At 52.5% G+C, this 20,379-nt stretch carries 22 protein-coding genes; 6 read left to right on the top strand and 16 right to left on the bottom strand.

The genetic code is table 11. The features are described 5' to 3' along the window. The 14 genes from HOO88_04300 to HOO88_04235 form a co-directional block, all read right to left on the bottom strand. The coding region (locus tag HOO88_04300; protein ID NOU35971.1) for an HAD-IB family hydrolase at positions 1 to 636 on the bottom strand (636 nt) is incomplete at its 3' end. Continuing rightward, positions 623 to 1,744 (bottom strand): histidinol-phosphate aminotransferase family protein, encoded by a 1,122-nt coding sequence (locus tag HOO88_04295; protein ID NOU35970.1) that lies wholly within the window; start codon positions 1,742 to 1,744, stop codon positions 623 to 625. The genes HOO88_04295 and HOO88_04300, both read right to left, overlap by 14 nt. 232 nt (positions 1,745 to 1,976) lie before the next feature. Beyond that, complete coding sequence (locus HOO88_04290; GenBank protein ID NOU35969.1) at positions 1,977 to 3,005, bottom strand: SDR family oxidoreductase; 1,029 nt, start codon at positions 3,003 to 3,005, stop codon at positions 1,977 to 1,979. Between the two features lie 151 nt (positions 3,006 to 3,156). Then, complete coding sequence (locus HOO88_04285) at positions 3,157 to 4,335, bottom strand: GDP-L-fucose synthase (protein NOU35968.1); 1,179 nt, start codon at positions 4,333 to 4,335, stop codon at positions 3,157 to 3,159. Positions 4,336 to 4,623: 288 nt separating this feature from the next. Next, positions 4,624 to 5,676 (bottom strand): GDP-mannose 4,6-dehydratase, encoded by a 1,053-nt coding sequence (gene gmd, locus HOO88_04280; GenBank protein NOU35967.1) that lies wholly within the window; start codon positions 5,674 to 5,676, stop codon positions 4,624 to 4,626. 48 nt (positions 5,677 to 5,724) lie between these two features. Beyond that, positions 5,725 to 6,999: a Vi polysaccharide biosynthesis UDP-N-acetylglucosamine C-6 dehydrogenase TviB gene (gene tviB, locus HOO88_04275; GenBank protein NOU35966.1), complete on the bottom strand. Its 1,275-nt coding sequence runs from the start codon at positions 6,997 to 6,999 to the stop codon at positions 5,725 to 5,727. After that, complete coding sequence (gene rfbC / locus HOO88_04270) at positions 6,996 to 7,559, bottom strand: dTDP-4-dehydrorhamnose 3,5-epimerase (protein ID NOU35965.1); 564 nt, start codon at positions 7,557 to 7,559, stop codon at positions 6,996 to 6,998. The genes tviB and rfbC overlap by 4 nt, the downstream gene beginning before the upstream one ends. A gap of 118 nt (positions 7,560 to 7,677) precedes the next feature. Then, a complete protein-coding gene (gene rfbA, locus HOO88_04265) occupies positions 7,678 to 8,559 on the bottom strand; it encodes a glucose-1-phosphate thymidylyltransferase RfbA (protein NOU35964.1) in 882 nt (293 codons plus the stop codon). A 7-nt stretch (positions 8,560 to 8,566) separates the two neighbouring features. Continuing rightward, a complete protein-coding gene (locus HOO88_04260; GenBank protein NOU35963.1) occupies positions 8,567 to 8,989 on the bottom strand; it encodes a four helix bundle protein in 423 nt (140 codons plus the stop codon). Positions 8,990 to 9,130: 141 nt separating this feature from the next. Next, entirely contained in the window at positions 9,131 to 10,183 is a 1,053-nt protein-coding gene (rfbB, locus tag HOO88_04255) for a dTDP-glucose 4,6-dehydratase (protein NOU35962.1), read from the bottom strand. Next, positions 10,180 to 11,064 (bottom strand): dTDP-4-dehydrorhamnose reductase, encoded by an 885-nt coding sequence (rfbD, locus tag HOO88_04250; GenBank protein ID NOU35961.1) that lies wholly within the window; start codon positions 11,062 to 11,064, stop codon positions 10,180 to 10,182. The genes rfbB and rfbD overlap by 4 nt, the downstream gene beginning before the upstream one ends. Further along, positions 11,054 to 12,013, bottom strand: coding sequence for an NAD-dependent epimerase/dehydratase family protein (locus HOO88_04245; protein NOU35960.1), 960 nt, complete (start codon positions 12,011 to 12,013; stop codon positions 11,054 to 11,056). Before HOO88_04245 ends, rfbD begins: the two co-directional genes overlap by 11 nt. A gap of 105 nt (positions 12,014 to 12,118) precedes the next feature. Continuing rightward, complete coding sequence (locus HOO88_04240) at positions 12,119 to 12,643, bottom strand: hypothetical protein (protein ID NOU35959.1); 525 nt, start codon at positions 12,641 to 12,643, stop codon at positions 12,119 to 12,121. Between the two features lie 4 nt (positions 12,644 to 12,647). Then, complete coding sequence (locus tag HOO88_04235; GenBank protein NOU35958.1) at positions 12,648 to 13,130, bottom strand: ArsR family transcriptional regulator; 483 nt, start codon at positions 13,128 to 13,130, stop codon at positions 12,648 to 12,650. Between the two features lie 298 nt (positions 13,131 to 13,428). Between HOO88_04235 and nusA the strand changes: the two genes are divergently transcribed. The 5 genes from nusA (at position 13,429) to ribF (ending at position 18,933) form a co-directional block, all read left to right on the top strand. Next, complete coding sequence (nusA, locus tag HOO88_04230) at positions 13,429 to 14,697, top strand: transcription termination/antitermination protein NusA (GenBank protein NOU35957.1); 1,269 nt, start codon at positions 13,429 to 13,431, stop codon at positions 14,695 to 14,697. Next, entirely contained in the window at positions 14,694 to 16,760 is a 2,067-nt protein-coding gene (gene infB / locus HOO88_04225) for a translation initiation factor IF-2 (GenBank protein ID NOU35956.1), read from the top strand. Before nusA ends, infB begins: the two co-directional genes overlap by 4 nt. A 97-nt stretch (positions 16,761 to 16,857) precedes the next feature. Beyond that, complete coding sequence (rbfA, locus tag HOO88_04220) at positions 16,858 to 17,232, top strand: 30S ribosome-binding factor RbfA (GenBank protein NOU35955.1); 375 nt, start codon at positions 16,858 to 16,860, stop codon at positions 17,230 to 17,232. Further along, complete coding sequence (gene truB, locus HOO88_04215; GenBank protein ID NOU35954.1) at positions 17,225 to 17,941, top strand: tRNA pseudouridine(55) synthase TruB; 717 nt, start codon at positions 17,225 to 17,227, stop codon at positions 17,939 to 17,941. Before rbfA ends, truB begins: the two co-directional genes overlap by 8 nt. After that, positions 17,941 to 18,933 carry a riboflavin biosynthesis protein RibF gene (ribF, locus tag HOO88_04210; protein NOU35953.1) on the top strand — a complete coding sequence of 331 codons (993 nt, stop codon included), beginning with the start codon at positions 17,941 to 17,943 and terminating at the stop codon, positions 18,931 to 18,933. Before truB ends, ribF begins: the two co-directional genes overlap by 1 nt. Positions 18,934 to 19,054: 121 nt before the next feature. Here the strand turns inward: ribF and HOO88_04205 are convergent, their stop codons facing one another. Both HOO88_04205 and HOO88_04200 read right to left on the bottom strand, forming a co-directional pair. After that, positions 19,055 to 19,537 (bottom strand): hypothetical protein, encoded by a 483-nt coding sequence (locus HOO88_04205; GenBank protein NOU35952.1) that lies wholly within the window; start codon positions 19,535 to 19,537, stop codon positions 19,055 to 19,057. Positions 19,538 to 19,590: 53 nt separating this feature from the next. Further along, on the bottom strand, positions 19,591 to 19,800 hold the full coding sequence (locus HOO88_04200; GenBank protein ID NOU35951.1) for a hypothetical protein: 210 nt from the start codon (positions 19,798 to 19,800) through the stop codon (positions 19,591 to 19,593). 125 nt (positions 19,801 to 19,925) lie between these two features. On the opposite strand from HOO88_04200, the gene HOO88_04195 reads away from it, so the two are divergent. Further along, positions 19,926 to 20,177 (top strand): helix-turn-helix transcriptional regulator, encoded by a 252-nt coding sequence (locus HOO88_04195; protein NOU35950.1) that lies wholly within the window; start codon positions 19,926 to 19,928, stop codon positions 20,175 to 20,177. The last annotated feature ends 202 nt before the right edge of the window (positions 20,178 to 20,379 follow it).

Below are 20,379 nucleotides of genomic sequence, written 5' to 3'. Positions count from 1 at the left end.
CCCTTCCTTGCGGACAACGACTCCGGTTTTACTCCACTGCAGCAACGGCAAATCACTGATGCAGTCTGAAAATGAAATTGTTTCTTCAAAGGAAACGCCTGCTTTATTAAGATGTTCCTTAAGCTGGACGAGCTTGCGCTGTCCATAGCAGTCCTCACCAACGAACGTCCCTTGGCACTTCCCGTTTTTGAAGGAAATTTCGGTGCAGATCAGTTTGTCAATTTGATATTCCCGAGCGAAATATTTGAGATACGCATCATATCCGGCACTTATGAGAAATATTTTATACCCTTGCGCCATCAACAGGAAGAGAGTCTCCATTGACTCTTTAATCAGCGCCGGCTTTATTTCCGTCCGGTAGTAACACTCCGCAAGCCGGTCTAAATGCGAATTGGACATACCTTTCAATTGCCACAAAACCAGCTTTTTATGAAAATCTGTTCCGGCCAGCCGCGTGAAGAATCGTAAGGCTCCGGATCTAATAATGATTTTGCGGAGGCTCTCTTTCGCATACATTTTGAGCGACCTTTCCTGCGCTCTTACAAAATGGACAAACCGATCCGCTGTCTGAAAAGACACCAGCGTGTCGCAAAAGTCAAATAGAGCCAATTTATTTGTTGGTTTATCGGAGGTCATAGGACTCAAAAAAAGGCTTCAATACCTCTGCGACTTTTTTCATCTGCGCCTGCGTGCCAATTGTTATACGCAAACAATTCTGCAGAATCGGACTTTGCGTTAAATCGCGCACATAAATCCGGCTCATTTTCAGATGGTTTATCATGTCATACTTCAACTTTGTTGATCTGCATTTGATCGCTAAAAAATTTGCCTTGCTCTCACACGCAGTCACCAATTCTTTATATCCTTGGAGAAACTCGAAAAAAAACTGCCTCGCCGACCGAACCTCTTCAACATAGGCATACATATAAGGAAGGTCGGACAGCACACCGACGGCAGCCTCCTGCGCAAAAGTTGTAATATTCTTCGGGTTTCTGAGCACCGACATGGCCTCTATATTATTTGCGGAGGCCAATAGATAACCGAACCTGAAGTTGGCCAGCGCAAAAGCTTTTGACATGGTTCGCGTTACGAGCAGATTGTTGTATTTTTTAACGAGGTCTTTGCAAGAGCCGTCCGAGAATTCGATGTATGCCTCATCGATCAAAAAAACAGCGTTTGGGTATTTGATGAGCAATGTCTCAATGTATTCAACCGGGTGAATATAGCCAATGGGATTGTTCGGATTGCAAATGTAGACAAATGATATTTCCAGAGCTTCGATATCCCGCTCGAACCTGTCCGGATGAAATATAAATTGATCATCGATTTCTGAGTAAAATATTTTTCCTCCGGCGGTCTCCGCAGTCAACCGAAAATTATCGTAGGACGGGGCCTGAATAAGAACCCTTGCGTCTTCTTTGATGTAGAGTTTTGCAATATATTCATGAATTGAATCAGAACTTGCAAAATACTGTATATTACTTTCCGGCAGCCTGACGTATTCCGCAAGAAGGCGTCGTAACTCTGCATTTTCAGTGCTTGGGTAAAGATTAAAAAAGCCCGCATCTTCACTTAATTTTAAAATGCGCTGGCGAACACAGTCGGTTGGCGGGATCGTCGCCTCATTCCAATCGAGTTTTAAAACGGTGCTACGACTGTCTTTATCGACGTCCCAGATTTCATGAGAAGCAGTCTTATAAGGCTTAATGTTCTTTATATAACTATTTATGGATAATGATTTCATTGTCGCATGACTCCATTTAGGTTGCGGGAGATATGTTATTTATCCGGAGGCTCAAGTAGTTGGCGCAGGCCATCCTTTAAGCAGACAGCCGGGGCATATTTCATAAATTTCCGAGATTTGGATCCAAGCCTTTGGCGAGCTGGGCGCCGCTATTTTGGGGCAACTACGAGGTGTCGCGTCAAATAAGCACCCCAAGGAAGCGGGCGAGAGAATGAGATTATTAAAGTTAACGTCATATAAGATGTTCATCCCCCAGCAGCTCCTTCAACCCCTCTTTGAGTCCGACGCTGAGTGTGTAACCAAGAGCGCTCCGAACCTTGGAAATATCTGCCAGAGATTGCCGGATGTCGCCATCTCGCACCGGCATAAATTTGCGCGCTACCGTTTTCCCGACAATGGTTTCTAAGCCGTTCAACAGTGATAACAAACTGGTCGCTTTGCCGGTTGCGACGTTCAGCGCAACAAAGTTGCCGCTGACCAGTTGATGGTTGTCAGGCGCTAGTTGATAAGGGTCGGGGTCCCCTATTGCATTATTCTTTTTTTGTGCCTTTCGGTGCCCTTTCGTGGCGATAAAATCTGTCGTCATGGCTAATAAATTAGCCGAGACAACGTCGCGCACATTGACGAAGTCGCGGGTTTGTTCTCCGTCGCCATAAATTGTGATCGGCAGTCCTTTTTTGACGCGTTCAGAAAAAATGGAAATGACGCCGGAATACATGGACGACGGATCCTGCCGAAGCCCGAACACGTTAAAGTAGCGTAGCGCCACCGTTTCGATGCCGAAGCATTCGGCATAAACTTTCAGATAGTACTCGCCGGTCAGCTTGGCCAAAGCATAAGGGCTTTTCGGTTCAGGAAGCATATCCTCCCGTTTCGGCAGCTCAGGATTGTCGCCGTAAATCGCCGCAGAGCTGGCAAACACAACCCGCTTCACCTTCTGCTGCCGAGCGGCTTCCAGAATATTCAGCGTTCCGGTGATGTTGATGTCGTGGTTGTCGCGTGGCCGGTTAACTGAATCGGGCACGGAAACCAGCGCCGCCTCGTGAAAAATTCCGTCGCATCCGGCGGCCGCTTTTATACAGGTGTCCGCATCACGAACATCGCCTTCAATAAAACTGATTTTTGTCCAGACGCCGGAAAGGTTCTCTTTATGCCCGGACGATAGGTTGTCGAGCACGACCACTTCGTGCCCTCGTTCGAGCAAAGCGTCCACGATGTGTGAGCCGATGAATCCGGCACCGCCTGTGACTAAATATTTCATATTAAAAAGTTGGCGGTTTGAGGGTTGGGGTTGGAGAAACGTGATAAGTAATAAACTGTGAGTGATGATCGCCTTAACTTGTTTGGCGCCCGGTCGGGGACCTGGCCTACAAAAATTTTCTATGGAACTTCATACTGTAGGCCGCGTGCCCTCACGCGGCGGGGGTTTTGAGATAGGTTCTAGCATGCCGCTGCAGGAAGTCCTGATACGCACGGCCAATACCGTCTTTGAGCGACACAGATGGTTTCCAGCCCAGCGCGTTAATTCGCGAGGAGTCCATCAGTTTTCGCGGGGTGCCGTCCGGCTTAGAGGAATCCCACGTCAATTTTCCGTTGAAGCCCACCACCTCTTTGACGGTTTCTGCCAATTCTCTGATCGTAACTTCTTTGCCGGAGCCGACATTCATGTGCGACTGCACAGTTCCCGACTCATCAGTAAAGGCCATGTTTTTGTAATTCGCTTTCTCAACAAGAAACACGCAGGCCTCAGCAAGGTCGTCGCTGTATAAAAATTCGCGCAGTGGCGTTCCGGTTCCCCAGAGGGCGAGCGTGATTGCTGATTGCTGATTGCCACTTCGTTGCTCCGCTGTCGCAGAGCCCAGCTCGCCGTTGGCTCGGTTGTCGATTGCCGATTGGGTGATGCCGCTCTTGTCGAGCCAGTTCAGAATTTCTGATTTCTGATTGCCGATTTGCGATTTCTGCTCGTGCTGATAAACACGGGAAAGTTCCTCAAAATTGTTGGTTTCCAGCAATTTTGCGAGGTGCATCTTGCGGATCATAGCGGGCAGAACGTGGGAGTTCTCCGGATGATAGTTGTCGCCGGGGCCGTACATATTGGTCGGCATGGCGGAAATAAAGTTGGTTTCGTACTGCCGGTTATAGGCATCGCACAGCCGGATGCCGGCAATCTTGGCCATCGCGTATGGCTCATTGGTCGGCTCCAGCGGCCCAGTCAGCAAGGCCTCTTCTTTGATCGGCTGCGGCGCCAGCTTCGGATAGATGCAGGATGAGCCAAGGAACAGGAGTTTTTTGACGCCGTGTTTGTATGCGGCGTGAATGACGTTCAGTTCGATCATGAGATTTTCATAGATGAACTGTCCGCGATATACGTTGTTGGCGTGAATTCCCCCGACTTTCGCCGCCACAAGCACCACATAGTCCGGTTTTTCTTTGGCGAAAAATTCTTCGACTGCCTGTTGGCTGATCAGATCCAGCTCGTCGATGGAACGGCCCAGCAGGTTCGTATATCCGTGGCGCTGAAACGCCCGCCAGATTCCGCCACCGACCAGACCCAGGTGGCCGGCGATGTAGATTTTGGCATCCTTTGGGATGCCGGTTGCTAGTTGCTGGTTATTAGTTGCTGATGTCATTTTTTCACACAGTTGATGGTTGTTTAGTTGTCCTGTTATCAATGGAACTCTGTTGTCAAGTTGATGAGGGAACACCCGAGGTGGCGCACTTCTGCAAGTAAGCAATATAGCCGTTGAGAACCTTCCATGTCTCTTCGAGAAGCATTCGCAAATTAGAATAGTCCGTCTCGGTTAATAGCACTCAAGCTCTTCAAATGTTTTCATTCTTCGTCCCTAGCAACCGTCAACTCATCAACCTAACAACTGACCTTAAAATCCTTTTGAGTAAGGCGCACCGTCGAGAATTTTAAGATCGCCGTCCGTCATAATTTTGACGAGTTCTTCAAATTTTACCTTTGGCTCCCAGCCGAGCTGCCGTTTGGCTTTGGCCGGGTTGCCGAGAAGCTGTTCGACTTCCGCCGGGCGGTAATAGCGCTCATCCATGCGAACAACAATCTCGCCGGTCGCTTTATTTTTGCCGACTTCTTTAACTCCTTCACCGTCCCAGACAATCCGGATGCCGACATGGCCGAAGGACTTCTCGATAAATTCGCGGACGGTGTGCATTTCGTTGGTCGCGACGACATAATCGTCAGGCACCGCCTGCTGGAGCATCATCCACATCATCTGGACGTAGTCGGGTGCATAGCCCCAGTCGCGCAGTGCGTTGATGTTCCCCATGTAGAGACAGGTCTGCAGGCCGCGCGAAATCCGGGCGACGGCCATGGTAATCTTACGCGTCACAAAAGTTTCGCCGCGGCGCGGCGATTCGTGGTTGAAGAGAATCCCGTTGCTGGCGTGCAGGCCATACGCTTCGCGGTAGTTTTTGACGATCCAGAAGCCGTACTGCTTGGCAACCGCATACGGAGAGCGCGGATAGAACGGCGTGGTTTCCGTCTGCGGAACTTCCTGCACCATTCCGTACAACTCGGAAGTCGAAGCCTGATAGAAGCGGCAGTTCACGCCGGTTTCACGAATCGAGTCCAGCAAGCGCAGTGTTCCGATGGCATCCACTTCGGCGGTGTATTCCGGCACCTCAAAGGAAACCTGCACATGGGACTGCGCGCCGAGGTTATAGATTTCAGACGGATGAATTTTTTCGATCAGCCGGTTCAGGTTGCTGGAGTCGGTCAGATCGCCGTAATGCAGAAACATCTTCACGCCGGTTTCGTGCCGGTCTTTGTAGAGATGGTCGATGCGGTCTGTATTGAATGAACTGGCACGGCGAATAATGCCGTGCACTTCGTAGCCTTTGTCGAGCAGCAGTTCCGCGAGATACGATCCGTCCTGCCCGGTGATTCCGGTAATCAATGCTTTTTTCATATGTACCCTTTGGTCGAGTTAACTGTATCGGTAAAAATTTGCAGCGTATCAAAGCGCCGCGTCGACAATGTCCGGCGGCAAAACGCGCTTGATGTCGTATATTGCTGCGTTCTCTTTGCACAGCGCGCGCACCTGAGCGGTCGTCATCGCAGCAAACTGCTGATGCTTCACGGCCGCGATGACCGCATCGTAAGTTCCCGGTACAGGCTGAGGCATCAGCTCAATGCCGTATTCATGCTTCACTTCGTCAGCTCCGGCCCACGGATCGTACACATCAACGATGCATCCGTATTCATTCAGACTGTGCACAATGTCCACCACTCTGGTGTTGCGAACATCCGGGCAGTTTTCCTTGAAGGTGATTCCCAGCACCAGAATTCTGGCGCCGTTCACAGTGATTTTCTTTTTGAGCATCAATTTGACGGTTTCATCGACGACAAACTGCCCCACGCGATCATTCACACGGCGCTGCGCAGAGATTAGCTCGGGATAATAGCCGACCTGCTCGGCTTTAAAACTCAAGTAATACGGGTCGACGCCGATGCAGTGTCCGCCCACGAGACCGGGCCGGAATGGCAGAAAGTTCCATTTAGATCCGGCGGCGTTCAGCACGTCGAGGGTATCAATTCCCATCCGGCTGAAAATCATCGCCAGCTCGTTCATGAGCGCGATGTTGACATCGCGCTGTGTGTTTTCGATCACCTTGGCCGCTTCAGCGACCCGGATCGATGGCGCCTTGTGCGTTTCAACCGTAAGGATGCTGCGATAAAGCGCATCGACAAAATCGGCCACTTCGGGCGTGGAGCCTGAGGTGATTTTTACAATGTTGGTGAGCCGGCGCTGCTTGTCACCGGGATTGATCCGTTCCGGACTGTAACCGGCAAAAAAATCGACGTTGAATTTCATACCGGTCTGTTTTTCGATCACCGGCAAACAGTCTTCCTCGGTCGCGCCCGGATAAACGGTGGATTCATAAATGACCACATCGCCTTTGGAGATCACCTTAGCAACCGTTTCGCTGGCTTTGATGAGCGGAGTCAAATCCGGCCGGTTCGATTTATCGACGGGCGTCGGAACAGTGACAATGTAACAGTTACAGGTTTTCAGTTCGGAGTATTCGGTTGAAAACTTCAGCAACCTGGCCGCGGCCAGCTCTTCCGGAGAACATTCCAGCGTATGATCCCGCCCGGCAGAAAGTTCGGCAACGCGCGCCGGGTTGATATCAAATCCGACCACCGGATATTTTTTGCCGAACTCGACGGCCAGCGGCAGACCGACATAGCCTAGTCCGATGATGCCGATCTTTACGTTATCCAGTTTCATTTCGTTTCTCCAAAAACCGGCAGATGATTCGCCGGAATACTTTTAAGCCGCGCGGCGGCACGGTCTTTGTCCGACACAGAAAACTCCCCGGACGGCCATTCGATTCCGATATCCGGATCATTCCAGTGGACGCCGTATTCGTCGCCCGGCGTATAGAAGTCGCTGCATTTATAAACAAAATCGACTTCGTCGCTCAGTACGCAGAATCCGTGAGCAAAGCCTTTCGGGATAAACAGCTGGTGATGGTTTTCGTCCGACAGGATTTCGCCAACCCACTGTCCAAATGTTGGGGATCCGCGGCGAATGTCCACAGCGACATCGAATACTTTGCCGCGCACAACATGAACCAGCTTATCCTGCGCATGCTCAAGCTGGTAATGCAGTCCGCGCAAAACACCTTTGGTTGAGCGCGACCAGTTGTCCTGCACAAAGCGGACATCAATCCCTGCTTCGCGATACTGCTGTTCGTGATAGGTCTGCTGAAAAAAGCCGCGGTCATCCGGAAAAAACCGGGGCTTGAGCAGTTTTACTTCAGGAATCTCTGTTTCGATAATTGTCATAATCTCAACGGGTTGTTAGTTGATGAATGTTCGTTGTTAGGCCAGCTGAATGCCGGAATGATATGTTGATAACTGTTAGTTGTTGGGGTTCCTTATCAACCGTCAACTCGCCAACCTATCAACTTCTCTCCTCCGCGAGTAAGCGGAGGAGGTATTGCCCATACTGGTTTTTGGAGAGTTCGCGTCCGAGTTTTTCGAGCTGTGCCGAATCAATGAATCCTTTGCGCCAGGCGATCTCTTCCACGCAGGCAATTTTCAATCCCTGCCGCGCTTCGATGGTTTCAACATAGCTTCCGGCCTGTTGCAGCGACTCGTGCGTTCCGGTGTCCAGCCAGGCAAAGCCGCGCCCCAATACTTCAACCTGCAAATTGCCTTCGTCGAGATACTGCTGATTGATGGTGGTAATTTCCAGTTCGCCGCGCGCTGAAGGCTTCTGGTGTTTCACCATTTCAACCACGCGGTTGTCATAGAAATACAGTCCCGGCACGGCATAGTGCGATTTCGGTTTCGCGGGCTTCTCTTCAATCGACAGCGCCGTGCCGTTTGCATCAAATTCCACCACGCCGTAGCGCTCCGGATCAAGAACCGGATAGGCAAAAACCGTTCCGCCCTCGGTGCGAACGTCCGCACTTTTCAGCATTCCGCTGAATCCGTGCCCGTAAAAAATATTATCGCCCAGCACCATGCACACCGGATCCTTGCCAATAAATTTTTCGCCGATCAAAAAGGCCTGGGCCAGACCTTCGGGTTTTGGCTGTTCGGCATAGGTGAATGAAAGCCCCCACTGCGCGCCGGTTCCGAGAAGTTCGCGGAACATCGGCAAGTCATGCGGCGTACTAATGATCAGAATTTCGCGAATTCCGGCCAGCATCAGAACCGACAGCGGATAATAAATCATCGGCTTATCATACACCGGCAGCAACTGCTTGCTGATCACCTTGGTTAATGGGTGCAGCCGGGTTCCGCTTCCGCCGGCTAATATAATTCCTTTACGTTTCATCGTCGTTTCACTCCGATTTAGTTGATGAATGATCGTTGTTAAGTTGATGAGGAACCCCCGAGACCGCGCATTTCTGTAAGTAAGCAATATAGCCGTTGAGTACCTTCCATGTTCCTTCAAGAAGCTGGCGAAACATCGCATATTGCTCGTCTGTCAAATACTCCTCGTCGTGTGCCGTGTTCAGATGATCCAGGGTTTCCGTCAATGATCCGCGGGCTGTTCTGCAAAATTGCAGATTTTCCTGATGGTGATGCCGTCCATAGCCCTCGGAAATATTTGCTGTGACAGATCGGGATGAACGGACGATCTGATCTTTCAGTCGGTATTCTTCTTCTCTAGGCAGAGTCTTGCAGAATTTTGAAACCGCTTTGCGCAATTCGCGAGCCAGTTTATAGCACTCCAGCGTTTCAAATGTCTTCAACTCCCCCATTCTTAACCTCCAGTTAAATTAGTTGATGAATGATAGATGTTAGTTGTCGGGGGCGGCTTCGCCGAATTAGTTGATGAATGATAGTTGTTGGTTGTCAGGGCCTCCCTTATCAACCATCATTCATCAACTTATCAACCGCGATTAGGCCTTGCCCAATCGCTCTCCCGCATAGCGGCCGGAACGAATCGGGCCCCACCACCACTCGTTGTCCAGATACCATTGGACGGTTTTACGAATTCCTGTGTCGAAATCTTCCCGCGCTTTCCAGCCAAGTTCTGTCTCCAACTTGGTGGCATCTATGGCGTAACGGTGATCGTGTCCCGGGCGATCCTTCACAAAGGTGATCAGTCTTCTGTACGAACCGTCCGGGCAGGGTTTCAGTTCGTCCAGAATACCGCAGATGGTTTCCACCACTTCCAAATTCGTGCGTTCGTTGCGTCCGCCGACATTATACGTTTCCCCGGGAACCCCTTTTTCAACCGCCAACACCAAAGCGAGGGCGTGGTCTTCTACGTAGAGCCAGTCGCGAATTTGGTCTCCCTTTCCATAGATGGGAAGCGGCTTCTGATCCAACGCGTTCAGGATCACCAGAGGAATCAGCTTCTCGGGAAAATGATACGGACCGTAATTGTTCGAGCAATTCGTAATGACCGTCGGCAAGCCGTAGGTGTGGTGCCATGCCATAACCAGATGATCACTGGAGGCTTTGCTCGCGGAATACGGCGAACGCGGATCGTACGGTGTGGTCTCCGTAAAAAACCCTTTCGGCCCCAGCGAGCCGTAAACTTCATCGGTCGAGATGTGATGAAATCGAAAGGCGTCTTTCCGGTCGCCGGAAAGCCCGCCCCAATATTCGCGGGCACAGGCCAGCAGGGTGTAGGTGCCGACGATATTGGTTTCAATAAAGGCCGCCGGACCGTCGATCGAACGATCCACATGAGATTCTGCCGCCAGATGCATTACCGCGTCCGGCTGAAACCCGGAAAACAGACCAGATATTTTTTCCTGATCGCAGATGTCCGCGCGCTCAAACCGGTAAAGTGGATTGTCCGCAACTTCTTTCAGGGAGGCCGTGTTCCCGGCGTAGGTGAGCTTGTCCACGTTCAACACTTGAACCTTTTTCTCCAGCACCAGATAGCGACAAACGGCAGAGCCGATAAACCCCGCCCCGCCGGTTACTAAAACTTTTTTCATTTCAGCAGTCCTTTTGTTTCATTCATCAACAGGATCCGGTGTTCGCCGACAAAACGCTCCAGCTCAACATCCCACGTCTCAAAAAGATTCAGTCCGCGCTGTTTTAGCGCGGCATTTTCCAGAATAGAATTCGCCGGGCGCCGGGCCGGAGTCGGATAGTCCGCAGTCGTACACGGCGCAATCCGGTGCGGCACCGCCATCCGTTGCAAAAACCGGGAGGCCAGATCAAACCAGCTACAGTATCCTTCCGACGTCGCATGAAAAATACCGGTCGCCCGAACTTTTACGACGGCGGCAATTTGCCGGGCCAATGTGTATGACCAGGTCGGCGAGCCAAATTGGTCGTTTACAACCCGGATTTCGCGATCCGGATTCTGCAATGCCAGTCGAAGCATGGTTTTTAAAAAGTTTTTACCGTGAGCGCCATACAGCCACGCCGTGCGTAAAATGGCCGCGTCGGCCCCGCTCTCAAGAACAGCCTGCTCTCCGGCCAGTTTGGACTTCCCGTATTCGGAGACCGGCGCGGGAATATCCGTTTCAACGGAAGATTCAAAAAGCGGGTTTCCTCCGCTAAATACATAATCGGTTGAAATATGAACAAGGTATGCGCCGTTTTTCGCCGCCCATTCCGCCAGATGTTTCGGCCCGGTCGCATTCACTTTCCAGCAGGCCGGATCGGTTTCGCAGGCATCGACCGCTGTGTACGCCGCACAGTTTACGATGGCGGACGGACGGATCGCATCCAGTTTGCCGAAGCATTGGCCCCGGTCTGTGATATCAATCTCCGGCAGATCAATCCCGATGGCGCGCGCGCCGAACACAGACATACAGTCCGCGCCGAGCTGCCCATTACAACCTATAACCAGCACGTTAGACACCATGATATTCCCGGTACCATTGCACAAACTTCGGAACGCCTTCTGTAATCGGCGTATGCGGCATGTAGTTCAGTTTTTTACCCGCTTTGGAAACGTCGGCAAACGTCACAGGAACATCACCCGGCTGCATCGGCAGCATTTCCATCTTCGGCTCAACGCCCAGCGAAGCGGCCAGTGTTTTAATGAAGTCCATCAGATTTTCCGCCCGGTTATTGCCCAGATTGAAAATCTCGTACGGATCCAGTCCGTCGGCAAACAGCGCGGCCTTCACCCCGGCAACAATATCGGTAATGTAAGTGAAATCGCGCTTCATCTTGCCGTAATTAAAAACCGGAATGGCTTCGCCCTTAAGCATCGCTTCGGCAAAGGTCCAGTACGCCATGTCCGGGCGACCCCACGGGCCATATACCGTAAAAAAGCGCAACCCGACGGTCTGCAATCCGTATAGATGAGTGTAGGCGTGGCTCATCAACTCGTTGGCTTTTTTGGTCGCCGCGTAAAGGCTGACCGGATGATCCACCGGATCGGACTCGCTGAATGGAACTTTTTGATTCCCGCCATACACGCTGGAGCTGGAGGCATAGACCAGCCGCGAAACTTTTGCATGGCGGCACGCCTCGAGAATATTCAGGTGCCCTTCCAGATTGGATTTCTGGTAGGCGTCCGGATTTTTCAGCGAATAGCGAACTCCCGCCTGCGCGGCCAGATGGCATACACAATCAAATCGGTTCTCCCTGAATAACGTGGAAAGCAGTTCATAGTCCGTGAGGTCGCCTTCAACCCCGACATATCCTTTGCGGCCTTCCAGCCGGGTGCTACGAGCTTCCTTTAGGGAAACATCGTAATAGTCGTTGAAATTATCAAACCCGACCACCTCGTGGCCGTCGTTCAGAAGCGACTCCGCCACATGCATGCCGATAAAACCTGCCGCACCTGTTACAAGTATTTTCATGGTGTCCTTCGGGCGGGCTGCCGCCCGCGGTCGATCTGCCTCCGGCAGAAACCTTCCTTTTCAACTTTTCCTATGTATTTCGCAGTCAATTGCGAAAACTTGATCCTACGCGGCCGGCTCCAGCGCCTCCATCGGCACCTCGGCCTCCACGGCTGTTCCCATCAGTTCCATCAAAATTCTAACCCGGTCGCCGCCCGGCAAAACCTGCGTCACAATGGCGTGAAGCCCCCGCATGGCGCCGTCAACCATCACAGCCCGGTCGCCTGCCTTTAATTCCGGCTCAGAAATAACCACCGTGCCGTTGAACTCGTTGCGAAGCATTTCGATTATAAAATCGGGCACCTTTGCGCAATCCCCGGCGAAACGAACCAACCCCCGCACGCCAACGGCACTGGAAACGGCACGAATGCTCTTATCAAAATCAAACCGGGCAAACAGATAGCCGGGAAACAGCGCCTCATCAAACCAGACCCTGCCCCGTTTGGTATTGCGCTGGAAACGAATACGCGGACAGAACACTTCAACGCCCGCCAGCCGGTTAAGCTGGCCGACGGCAATATGCTCCCGCTTCGGCTGGGTGCGAACGCACAGCCAGGAAAATAGAGTTAAGGATGAAGGGGTTTGTTCCATTACATCAATCCGGTTTTATGAAATTAAGCGCAAAAGGCAGAAGTGAGCCGGCGCGCTTCTGCCATCCCTGCAACCGCTCAATCCGCTCAGCAATAAACTCTTTTCGGCCAGGGACTTCCGCCTCAATCAGTCCTTCAATTCGGGCCATTCGCGCCTTGCCGTTATCCAGATGGGGGCGAATCTGTTCGTTGACGAACCCTGCCACGATCTTACGCAGTTCGGCTTCTGCCGTAAAAAAATCCCGCCTGTCGCCGGCCACATAAACCGGATTGACGGCACCAAATGACCGCAAAATCTTAAGTCCTTGGCTGGTAGATCCTTTGCTGATTTTCAATTTGCACATCAGATCGTCGATGCACATCGGCTCTGGAGAAATAAAAAGGATTCCGTAGAGTTCGCCGACTGAGCGCGGCAAGCTCAGTACTCCGGCAATGCGGACAAAAATATCGACGACCTCTTTTTCGAGTTCTGAAAGTGCCGAGTTCATTACGACGCCCCTTGATGATTCAGATTGTTCAAAATTTAATGAACAGGCCGCCTTATTACAAGTTAATTCCCAGTCGAACCTGCGCGTTTCAAAGCAGCGCCTCTTTCTATAGATTGGCGAACTCTTCGGCGTTCGTTCCAGCAACTCTATTCCGGCGGATTTCCCCTTGACCCTCTCTTGCCGGAAGCGTAGATTGCCGCCCTTGCAGTTGGTCTTTGGATAGAGAGTGGGCCCCCGGTCCGCTCTTTTTTGCTCCAGAGCCTTGTTGTTTTAGTTTTTTGAAATCGGGAGGGGACGGATGAACAGCGAACTGAGTGCCGTTGTGGAATACATGGAGCGCGAACGCGGGGTCGATCGCGAGACGATTATCGAGGCGATTGAATCCGCTTTGCAGAACGCCGCCAACAAGAGTATGGCCGACGCCGAAGATCTGCGCGTAGTAATTAGTCGCGAAACTCTTGATATCAAAGCCTTTGCCCGCAAAAAAGTGGTGATGGCTGTCAATGACCGCTACAATGAGGTCAGTCTGGCGGAAGCCCGCCGCACCAACTCGGCTGCTCAACTCGACGAAATGATCGAAATCGAGTCCACTCCGCGCAACTTTGGCCGCATCGCAGCCCAAACCGCCAAACAGACTATCCTGCAGCGTATCCGTCAGGCTGAAAAAAGCCGTATTTTCGATGACTACAAAAACCGCACCGGCGAAATTGTTACCGGTACTGTGCGCCGCTTCGAACGCAGCACGGTAATCATAGAACTCGACCACGGCGCCGAAGGTCTCATGCCCTCAAAAGAGCGCGTTCCGACCGAAGAGTACGAGGTCGGCGAGCGCATCCGCGCTTACATCGTCGCCATCAAAGAGCGCGAATCCGGACCGGAAATTCTTCTGTCGCGCGCCCACCCCGATTTTGTCCGCCGCCTTTTCGAACTGGAAGTTTCAGAAATTGCCGACGGTACCATGGAAATCCGCGGCATCGCCCGCGAAGCCGGATACCGCAGCAAGGTGGCGGTTATCTCGCATGACGAACGGGTTGACCCCGTCGGCGCCTGCGTCGGCATCCGCGGTATGCGCGTTAAAAATATCGTCCGCGAACTCAATGGCGAAAAAATTGATATCGTCCGCTGGAGCGACGATATTAAGACGCTGGTTATCAATGCGCTGGCTCCGGCCAAACTCAAGCATGTTGAGGCCGATGAGCCGACACATACCGTCACCGTCACCGTAGATGCCGACCAGCTTTCGCTGGCGATCGGCAAGCGCGGACAGAACGCCCGCCTGACATCCAAGCTGATCGGCTGGCGCGTCGACATCCAGAAGGATGAAGAAGCCATGAACTTTGAAGAGCGCGTTGCCGCCGCCGTCTCCGGACTGGCCGCGGTCGAAGGGATCGGCGAAGAATGGGCGGAAAAACTGGTTTACGCCGGGTTCCTCACCATCGAAGGCGTTATGGCCGCCGATCTGTCCGACCTTCAGGAAATCGAAGACGTTACCCCCGAACAGGCGCAGGCTCTCTGGAGCGCTGCGGAAAAAGCCTACACGGCAAAACATGGTGAAATTAAAGAATGAGAGTCCACGAACTAGCCACTGATTTGGATGTAACCGTCGAAGAGCTGCTTGAAATTCTCCACGATGTGGAAATCAAAGCTGAAGACGGTCAAAGCCTGCTCGCCGACAACGAAGTTTCCGTTGTCTGTGACGAGCTCGGCTTCGCTTCTATTGATGAAGCGCGTGCGGCCTCTGCCGGCAAAACTGTTTCCGCCGTTGTACCGCCCGTTGCGGCGCCGGTGGCGGGAAAAGCCCCGGCCGCAGAACCGGAAACGGAGGAGCTGGTCGAGGGTTCCAATGTACTCTCTTTCGCCAAGCCGCAGATTGCCGTTAAAGAGCTGGCCGAAAAAATGGCGCTCAAGCCCAATCAGCTCATCGCTGAGCTGATGAAGATGAACATTTTCGCTTCGATCAATCAGGATATCGACATCAAGATCGCCAAGCAGATCGGTGAAAAACACGGATTTGTGATTGAGCTGAAGAAGAAGGATAAACCTCAGCCGAAACCGGCGGAAGCCACGCCGCGCAAGCCGGTCGCTCCGGTCGAAAAAGACCGGCCCGAAGATATTGAAATCCGTCCGCCGATTGTCACCTTCATGGGCCACGTTGACCACGGCAAAACCTCTCTGCTCGACCGCATTCGCAACACCAAAGTGGTCGCGAGCGAATCCGGCGGCATCACGCAGCATATCGGCGCCTACACGGTGGATATGGACGCCCGCCAGATTACGTTCCTCGACACACCCGGCCACGCCGCTTTCACAGCCATGCGCGCCCGCGGTGCCAATGTCACCGATATCGCAGTGCTGGTTGTTGCCGCAGACGACGGCGTAATGCCGCAGACGATCGAAGCGATCAAGCACGCGAAAGCTGCAAACGTCTGCATCATCGTCGCCATGAACAAAATGGATTTATACGGCACCAACCCGGATCGAATTAAACAGCAGCTCAATGAGCATGGCGTAATGGTTGAAGACTGGGGAGGAAACATTGGCTGTATTCCGGTCAGCGCCACCACCGGCGCGGGCATTGATCAATTGCTTGAGCGCATCACGCTTGAAGCGGAAATGCTCGAACTCCGCGCCAACCCGCATAAAAAAGCCACCGGCTTTGTCATCGAAGCAAGGATGGAGCCCGGCATGGGCCCGACCGCTACGCTGCTTGTGCGCGACGGAACGCTCAAGGTCGGCGACAACGTTCTCTGCGGCGCTCAATGGGGCCGTATCAAAGCGCTGATTAACGATCAGGGCAAACAGGTTCGCACCGCCGGTCCTTCGCACGCTGTAAAATGTATCGGTCTCACCGGCGTTCCCGGCGCAGGCGATGAATTCTGCATTTGCGCCAGCGCGGGCGAAGCTAGACAGCTTTCCGAAACCCTGCTGGCGGATATTAAATCCGCCGACCTCAACCAGACTTCGCGCGGCAAAGTCTCGCTCGATGATCTCTTCGGGCAGGCTGGTGCAGGCGAAATCAAAGAGCTCAACGTCATCCTCAAGTGCGACGTTCAGGGATCGGTTGAAGCCATCGTCGGCTCGCTCGCCGGAATTAAGAGCGACAAGGTGAAGCTGAAAATTCTGACCAGCGATGTCGGCAACATCACCACCAACGACGTTATGTTGGCCAGTGCTTCCAACGCCATTATTCTTGGCTTCCACGTCGCCAAAGAAACCGGCGTCACAGCGGCGGCCAAAAAAGAGGGCGTCGAAATCCGCCTCTACAGCATCATTTACGAACTGCTCGAAGAGGTCGAAGCCGCCATGTGCGGACTGCTCGATCCCGAACTGCGCGAAACCTATCTCGGCAAAGCCGAAATCAAAGCGATCTTCGACATGGGCAAACGCAATAAGGTCGCTGGCTGCATGGTCGTTGAAGGAAAAATTACTTCGCGCGCCAGCATCCGTATCAAGCGCGGCAACGAAGTGCTCTACAAAGGCACCATCGGCTCGCTCAAACGCTTCCAAGCGGATGCTGCCGAAGTGCGCGACGGGCAGGAATGCGGTATCCGCCCCGACAACTTCGGCAACTTCCAGGAAGGCGATGTCATCGAGGCCTACACCATCGAAAAGATCGCTCAGAAACTCTAAAAGGAACCGCAGAATAACGAATAAAGAATTTCGAGTGCAGAAGTAAAATAACCTTCGATATTCATTATTCCGTGTTCGGTGTTCAATATTTACTGCCATGTCCAGCGCACGTATCATCCGGGTCAACGAATTGCTCAAACGCGAAATCGCGGTTGATATTCCGCGCCTTTTTGCCAACAGCAATTTTGACACCAGTGCCGTTACCATCACCGCCGTTGAAACCGGCTCGGATTTGCGCGACGCCACCGTTTATGTCTCCATCTTCGGCCACGAGGAAGAACGTGCCGGCATGATTCGCTTTCTGAACCGGCACCACTCAGAAATTCAGGCCCGCATGAGCAAGCACGTTATCCTCAAATACACTCCGCGCCTCTATTTCAAACTCGACGACTCCATCGAAAGCGGTGACCGCGTGCTCGGGATCCTTTCACAGCTCGATATCCCCGACGACAAGGACACTCCCGATGCGTAAACGCAATTTTCTGCCCGATCCCGATGGCGTTCTGCTCATCGACAAACCCTGCGAATGGACCTCGCACGACATCGTCGCCAAAGTCCGCAACCATTTTCAGCTCAACAAAGTCGGCCACGGCGGAACGCTCGACCCGAACGCCACCGGCCTGGTCGTCCTGCTGATCGGCCGCGGCACCCAGCTCTCCGCCCGGATCATGGGCGGCGACAAAACCTACGAAGGTGAAATCCTGTTCGGTGTCGAAACGAACTCGCAGGATACCGACGGCGAAGTTACTTCAGAAAAAGATCCTTCCGGCGTCACCGAAGAACAGCTTCGCGCCGAAATGAAAAAGGCTCTCGGCGACCAAATGCAAATGCCGCCGATGGTTTCCGCCATCAAAATGAACGGCGTACCGCTCTATAAACTCGCCCGTAAGGGGCAGGAAGTCGAGCGCGAGCTACGCTTCATCCACATCTACAAATTCGCCTTGCGCGAATTCAATCCGCCGCGCGCCACCTTTGAAGTGAAGTCCACCAAAGGCACCTACGTTCGCACTCTCGCCCACGACCTCGGAACCCGCCTCGGTTGCGGAGCCTGCCTTTCGCAACTGCGCCGCACACAGTCCGGCGACTTCAGCCTTTCCAATGCCTGGAACCTCGATGACATCCTTAAGTGGGATCGCGCAGAACTTGAAAAACACATCGTTTCTGTTAATCAGTTGTCCTGATGCTTCACGTTAAAAACCTCGCTGAAATTCCGCACACCGACAAGCCTGTCGTTCTGGCGATGGGATGCTTCGACGGAGTACACATCGGCCACCAGAAAGTCGTCTCCACCGCCGTCGAACAAGCCGAAGCGCGCGGCGGCGAGGCGTGGGTCTTCACCTTTCATCCGCATCCAGCCAAAATCCTCAGCCCGGAAACCGCGCCGCCACTCATCAGCGCGGAAGCCTGCCGCCTGCGCCAGTTCGAAGCGCTCGGCGTACATGGAGTCATCGCCGTGCCGTTCGACCAAACCTTCGCGCACACCGAACCGGAACAGTTTCTGTTCGGCCTATGGAAAAAACTGCCGACCCTCAGCGGCATTGTTTGCGGCACCGACTGGTCGTTCGGCTACAAAGCGCGCGGTAAATTTCAATCTCTGGAAAAACTCTGCGGCGAACACGGTATTACAGCGACGGCCGTACCGCCGGTTCTTTGTAACGGCGAACGGATTTCTAGCACGCACATCCGGCAGGCCGTGCAAGCTGGCGATATTCCGCTGGCGGAAAAAATGCTCGGGCGTCCGTTCTGTATTTTCGGCACCGTCGTCAAAGGTCGCGGCATCGGTCGCGGACTTGGCTTCCCCACCGCCAATATTGATCCCGAAAATGAACTGATTCCCGCTCCCGGCGTTTATGCCGCGTATACAAGAATACAGAGGACAGAAGACCGAGAACAGAGAACAGAAACAACTCCGTCATCCGTCTTCCGTCTTCCGTCTTCCGGGCTCCCCTCCGCTGTTTTCATCGGCGAACGGAAAACATTCAATGATCCCGCGCCGGTTATTGAATCCTACCTGCTCGATTTCGACGGCAATCTCTACGGACAGCAGATCGAAATCCGTCTGGTCAAAAAAATCCGCGCCGTTGAACCCTTCCCGTCTAAAGAAGCGCTCATTGCGCAAATCGAAAAAGACATCGCACAGATTCGCGGCATTCTAGCGGGCCATCAAACCTGACCACGGCGGCATTCACAACACACGACCGTTCTTAATACTTCCCGTCATACATCCATCGCCCGATGGCTTCCCAGCCGAACGTGCCCTCCAAGGCAAAATCCTGACCCTCGGCGAATTGCTTTCAATTGCTGTATATTCTGTCAAGCAAGGCGTTTACCCCTTCTGCCTGAATCGACGTGGCAGAGGAGCCGTCGGTCTTGATGCCCTTGAGGCTCAAGGTCAACTCTACCATGCTGCTGGCTTCTGCGGGAAGATTTGGATTAACCTTGATCGGCGCTTCGGCATATCCGATTTCAAATTCACCCTTTTTTTTCAGAATGAATTGAATCATGACATTACCGCCTTCGGGAACGACCAGCATTCCTTCTTCATCAAGTGGAACGGGCTTTTTTGCCTTGCCTATAAATTCGACAAATTGGGTTTTGTTCGCCGATTCTTTAATCTCCCACTTGGGTTCGTTAAAAAATGCATCGAAAGCGTTTCCGATGGTTGTTTGCTCTCGTCCCGCCAAGGTTCCTCTCTTAACGGAATTTACGGAATTCCCGCAACCATTTGTCAGGAGAATGATTGTTGAAAATATTGCAATCGCTCTGATTAATTTCATGTGAAGTCGCTCCTTGCCTGTGTTTGATTATGCTTTTGTCAACTGGGCGGCAGTTATTTACCGTTGATCTTTTTAAACTCGCCTCGTTTCGCTAGATAAAAAGGAAAACCGACGATCCACAGGAGCAGGCAGACGAAAAACCATCCAAACGCCCCCATATTCGCGACCCCGCTGATTTGCCCTTTTTTAACGCCAATTGTTTTGGCATCAACCAGAACCCATATGCTTGTTGCAATAACTATGATTGTCACAACCGTATCCATACTTTCCCTTTCCGCGTGCAAGTAGCCGCTGTTTTGCGGAGACCCTAGTTTTAAACGCAATTTGCGGTCAAGCCTTTTGGCCTCATTTTGCGAATTTACGACTCTTGACCGCATTATGCGATCAGATGAAGAAGTCTATCCATTCAGACGAATACGGCGCGGTGCTTAAAAAGCTGACGCAAATGAGAGAGCAAGCGGGTCTGACTCAGCGCGATCTTGCCGAGAAGTTGGAACGGGAAAATTCATTCGTCTGGCGGATTGAGCACGGCGAACGGCGGCTGGATGTGGTGGAATTTTTCTGGGTCTGCGAAGCCCTCGGTCAGGATGCCAAGACCGTTTATGCCGAACTGGCGGAGGCGTTCGGAAAAGTTCGTTGAAACGGCGCAGTGCGCCTCGTTTCCGCCGGAGGCGGATCTGCCTCTGGCAGAAAATCGTCAAATCGTTGAATCATCTTTACAAACATTGTCGCCCATCTGCGTTCATCCGCGCCATCTGCGGTTAAATCTTTTCCAATGTTCGGAAGTAATGGTTCGCCGTTATTGTGCATAGCCTCTATCCATAAAAATATCCAAAAATACC

This window comes from Kiritimatiellaceae bacterium (assembly GCA_013141415.1).
Lineage (GTDB): Bacteria > Verrucomicrobiota > Kiritimatiellia > Kiritimatiellales > Tichowtungiaceae > Tichowtungia.
The sequence above is the reverse complement of the archived record's forward strand: the minus strand, read 5'-3'. Positions and strand labels throughout refer to the sequence as shown.